The following is a 4,523-nucleotide window of genomic DNA, read 5'->3' as shown; positions in this document are numbered from 1 at the left end:
GGAGATCAAGGGCCTGATCGATGATTCGGTCGGCAAGGTCGCCGAAGGCTCCAGCCTGGTGCACCAGGCCGGCAGCACCATGGGCGAGATCGTCGCCTCGGTGCAGCGCGTGACCGACATCATGGCCGAGATCTCCGCCGCTTCGCAGGAACAGTCGGCCGGCATCGAGCAGGTCAACCAGACCGTGGTGCAGATGGACGAAACCACGCAGCAGAATGCCGCGCTGGTGGAGGAAGCGACTGCTGCGGCGCGCGCCATGGAAGACCAGGCCGTGCAGCTGGGCGAAGCCGTGGCGCGCTTCCGGCTGGCATCGCAGGGCGTCGCCGCTGCGCCGGCACGCTTGGCAAATGCACCGCAGCCACGTCAGGTCGCGGCCGCCCTGCCCGTCACCAAGGCAGCACCGACACGGCCGCTGCGGGCGTCGGCCGCCCAGCCGGCGCTGGCTGCCGAGGGTGATTGGCAGGAGTTCTGACCCCACGCAGAAAGCATCCGCCCATGGGATGGATGCACCAGCGCGGCGGGCCACGGGGTCAGATCCCTTTCCCACGGGAAAGGGATCTGACCCCTTATGCATGGAAAGTGATGCAAATCTCACTTCATAATCCAATGAAGAGGCCGATATCCCCATCGAGCCTGCACCGACGCGTGCTGGCGCCCGCCCCTGATCACAGACTCCATGTCCGACGGCCACGACACTGAACTGCATGATGTCCACGCGGCCGACGCCGCGGACGAACGCTTCCTGGTCCGCAACCCCCGCCAGCTGCGGCAGCTGCTGCGCTCGCTGATCGACCAGCGATCACTGATCAACGCGCATATCGACGGCCGGGATCGTTCCTTCCCGACCGCCCTGCTTGATCTCGACGATGACGAAGACTACCTGCTGCTCGACGGCAGCCCGCAGGAGGCATCGAACCGTGCCGCCGAGCAGGCCGACCACCTGCTCTGCTTCGCCCAGCTTGAACGTGTCCTTGTGCGGTTCCGCCTGCACGAACTGCAGCGCGTGGACAACGATGGCCACGTCGCCTTCCGCGCCCCGCTGCCGGACGAACTGGTGCATCTGCAGCGCCGTGAGCTGTACCGGCTGGAGACCCCGGTCACCGACTCGCCGCATCTGCTGCTGCCACCCGGCGAAGCACGTGCCGAAGCGCTGTCGATGCGGGTGGTGGACATCAGCGGTGGCGGCCTGGCCGTAGTGGTTCCCAACGACTGCGCCGTATTCGGCCTGCAGAAGCGCTACCCGGCGCAGCTGTCGCTGCCCGATGGCCCCGACCTGGACATCGAACTGGTGGTCTGCAACCTGCTGCCACAGCGACAGCCCAATGGCATCGAGGTCAAGCGCGTGGGAATGCGCTTTGACAGCCTGCCGCGCGGCGGCGACAGCGCCATCCAGCGCTACATCTTCCGCATCGACCGCCAGCGCAAGGCGCGCCGCAACGGCGAGCTCTGAGGCCCGTCCGACCGTTCGTGCCGGCCGGCGGCCGGCAACCCGCATGATGCCGTCGCCGGCCAGCGGCCGGCACTACCGATCTTCGGCGGATCCACGCCATATGCGCGTGCCGGCCGCGCCGCGGCAGATCCACGCCATGCGTGGATGCCTCTCCCCCGGCACCTAAAGTCCCCCCACGCGGGGCCGATATCGAGCCTGACACCGGGACTTCCGGCAGAACCAGGACCCCTCGATGAACGACAAGACCAGCTCCGCCGCCAGCGCCGGTGGCGAATTCCTCAGCTTCACCCTCGGCGCCGAGCACTATGGCGTGGACATCCTCAAGGTGCAGGAGATCCGTGGCTACGATGCGGTCACCCGCGTGCCGGACGCCCCGGACTACATCAAGGGTGTGATCAACCTGCGCGGCACCATCGTGCCGGTCATCGACCTGCGCTTGAAGCTGCGCCTGGACAACGCCCGCTACGACGCCTTCACCGTGATGATCGTGCTCAACGTCGAAGACCGCGTGGTCGGCATCGTGGTCGACAGCGTGTCGGACGTGATCCCGCTGTCGGCCGAGCAGATCCGCCCGACCCCGGAGTTCGGCGCTGCAGTCGACACCCGCTTCATCTCCGGCATCGGCACCCACGACGACCGCATGCTGATCCTGCTGGACATCGAGACCCTGCTCGACAGCGCCGACATGGGCCAGGCCTCCCTCGCCGAAGACGCTGCCGCCTGATCCATCGGACCTGCTTCACGTTCTGGTCACAAAACCCTTCAGTTCCCCCCAGCAGTGCCGATAGGGGGACAGAAGCCGGTCGCGCAGGAGCGCGCGGAACCGGAACGACCATCACCATCCCCGGAGATACACCTCGATGAAGTCCCTGCTTGCGTTCGTTTCGGCCGCTGTCCTGGCCACCACCGCTTCCTCCGCGTTCGCCCAGGCGGCCGACATGATCCCGCCGGAACTGGCCCCGCGTTCGGTCGGCAAGGACGGCATGGTCTGTGGCAAGGTCGAAAAGGCCCGCTACGCAGAAGGTTCCGAAGGCCAGCCGACCTTCCTGTACATGGGCGGTGCCTTCCCGCGCCACACCTTCTCGGCCCGCATCGCCGGCGAGAACCGCGGCAAGTTCTCCTTCCCGCTGGAAACCCTGGAAGGCAAGACCGTGTGCGTGATCGGCAAGATCCAGCGCGACGCCTCGCGCGCGGAAATCGAAGTCAGCTCGCCGGCGGGCCTGAAGCTGGCCAACATCAAGTAATCCGCTGTCCGTCGAACCACGCCGGAGCTTGTGCCGGCGTGGTTTCTGCTGCAACCGGGCCCGACGCCCGGACGCGTCTGCCTTAGGAGATCGCAACGCCCATGCCGTGGATCAACAACCTGAAACTGATGCCGAAGCTGCTGTTGACCTTCGGCGTCCTCCTGCTGGTGATGCTGCTGCAGGGCATCGTCGCCTATCGCGGACTGCATTCGCTGAACAACGTCACCACCGAGCTGGCCGGTTCACGCATGGAGAGCATCCGCCTCGCCGGCGAGATGCGCGGCATGCTGGGCGAATACCGCAATGCCGCCTACCAGCAACTGATCCGGGCCAGCGACGACGTCAAGTCCGATGCGCGCAAGCAGGGCGTCGATCTGCGCGCGAGCATGGACAAGTCGATCAAGGAGTACCCGAAGCTGGTCGACAACGCGCAGCAGAAGAAGCTGTTCGACACCTTCGCCAAGGAGTGGAAGGACGCCCTGGCCTCCTATGACAGTGTCACCGAGATGCTGGAACTGGACCTGCCGGACGATGCCATCGATACCTTCGTCGGCGAAACCCGCACCAAGCACCGCAAGGCCGCCTCGGCACTGGAAGCGCTGATCGCCGAAGACAACCGCCTGGCCCGCGCCTCGCGCGAACAGGCCGCGTCCACCTATTCCGCCTCGGCCGTGCTGACCGTGATCGCCCTGCTGGGTGGCGCCGCGCTCGGCCTGGTGCTGGTCTGGCTGTTCGCCCGCGCACTGGTCGGCAGCGTGCGCGGCGCCGTCTCGGTCGCCAACGACGTAGCCGGTGGCAAGCTCGATGGCCATATCGACGTCAGCCGCCAGGACGAGGTAGGCGAACTGATGCAGGCCATGCAGCGCATGCAGCGCGACCTGCGCGAACGCATCGAAACCGACCAGGCCGTTGCCCGCGAGAACCTGCGCATCCGCACCGCGCTGGACTACAGCTCGACCGGCGTGTACCTGACCGACACCAGCAACACCATCGTCTACAGCAACCGCGCCCTGCAGCAGACCCTCAGCCAGTACCAGGATGAAGTACGCCGCGACCTGCCGGACTTCGACGCCCAGGCCTCGTTGATCGGCAAGCCGGTCACCGTGCTGGAACACCGCGGCGAGATGGACCAGACGCTGTTGGGCAACCTGAAGGCGCACGGCGTCGCCCGTCGCCCGATGCAGTACGGCGATGCCCAGTTCGCGCAGGTCGTGTCGACCATCCGCAATGAAGGCGGCGACACCGTCGGCTACGTGGTGGAATGGCGCGACCGTACCCAGGAAGCGCAGGTTGAAGCGGAAGTGGCCCGCGTGATCGCCCAGGCCGCCGCCGGCGACCTCTCCGGCCGCATCGATGCCAGCGACAAGGAAGGCTTCTTCCTGCAGCTCGCCCAGCAGATCAACGGCCTGCTGGACGCCAACGCCGGCAGCATCGAACAGATCTCCGGCCTGCTCGCCGCACTGTCGCAGGGTGACCTGACCGTGCGCATGCACGGCGACTACCAGGGCGTGTTCGCCCGTATGCGCGACGATGCCAACGCCACGGCCGCGCAGCTGAGCGAGATCGTCACCCGCATCAAGCAGTCCAGCCGCGCGATCAGCTCGGCCGCCGGCGAGATCGCCTCGGGCAACAGTGACCTGTCGCGCCGTACCGAGCAGCAGGCCGCCAACCTGGAAGAAACCGCTGCTTCGATGGAGGAACTGACCTCCACCGTGCGCCAGAACGCCGAGCACGCCCGCCAGGCCAACCAGCTCGCCATCGGCGCGCACGGTGTCGCTTCGCAGGGCGGCGAGGTGGTCGGCCAGGTGGTCACCACCATGTCGGCCATC

5 protein-coding genes are annotated in these 4,523 nt (G+C 66.9%); all 5 read left to right on the top strand.

Annotated features, from left to right (window positions below; translation table 11 throughout):
• Positions 1 to 472, top strand: a 472-nt coding sequence (locus AC5P6X_RS21550; RefSeq protein ID WP_495213729.1) for a methyl-accepting chemotaxis protein, incomplete at its 5' end; no start/stop codon positions are given.
• Between the two features lie 204 nt (positions 473 to 676).
• Positions 677 to 1,450 carry a flagellar brake protein gene (locus AC5P6X_RS21545; protein ID WP_329753792.1) on the top strand — a complete coding sequence of 258 codons (774 nt, stop codon included), beginning with the start codon at positions 677 to 679 and terminating at the stop codon, positions 1,448 to 1,450.
• Positions 1,451 to 1,682: 232 nt separating this feature from the next.
• Entirely contained in the window at positions 1,683 to 2,174 is a 492-nt protein-coding gene (locus AC5P6X_RS21540) for a chemotaxis protein CheW (protein ID WP_005409516.1), read from the top strand.
• 136 nt (positions 2,175 to 2,310) lie between these two features.
• The gene (locus tag AC5P6X_RS21535) at positions 2,311 to 2,694 is read left to right on the top strand and encodes a hypothetical protein (protein ID WP_005409515.1); all 384 of its coding nucleotides are present in this window, start codon (positions 2,311 to 2,313) and stop codon (positions 2,692 to 2,694) included.
• A gap of 101 nt (positions 2,695 to 2,795) precedes the next feature.
• Positions 2,796 to 4,523 (top strand): methyl-accepting chemotaxis protein (locus tag AC5P6X_RS21530; RefSeq protein ID WP_495215603.1); only part of this gene is annotated, 1,728 nt, incomplete at its 3' end.

It is taken from the genome of Stenotrophomonas sp. YJH_SMC_40 (assembly GCF_059368615.1).
This window is presented reverse-complemented; position numbering and strand designations above follow the sequence as displayed.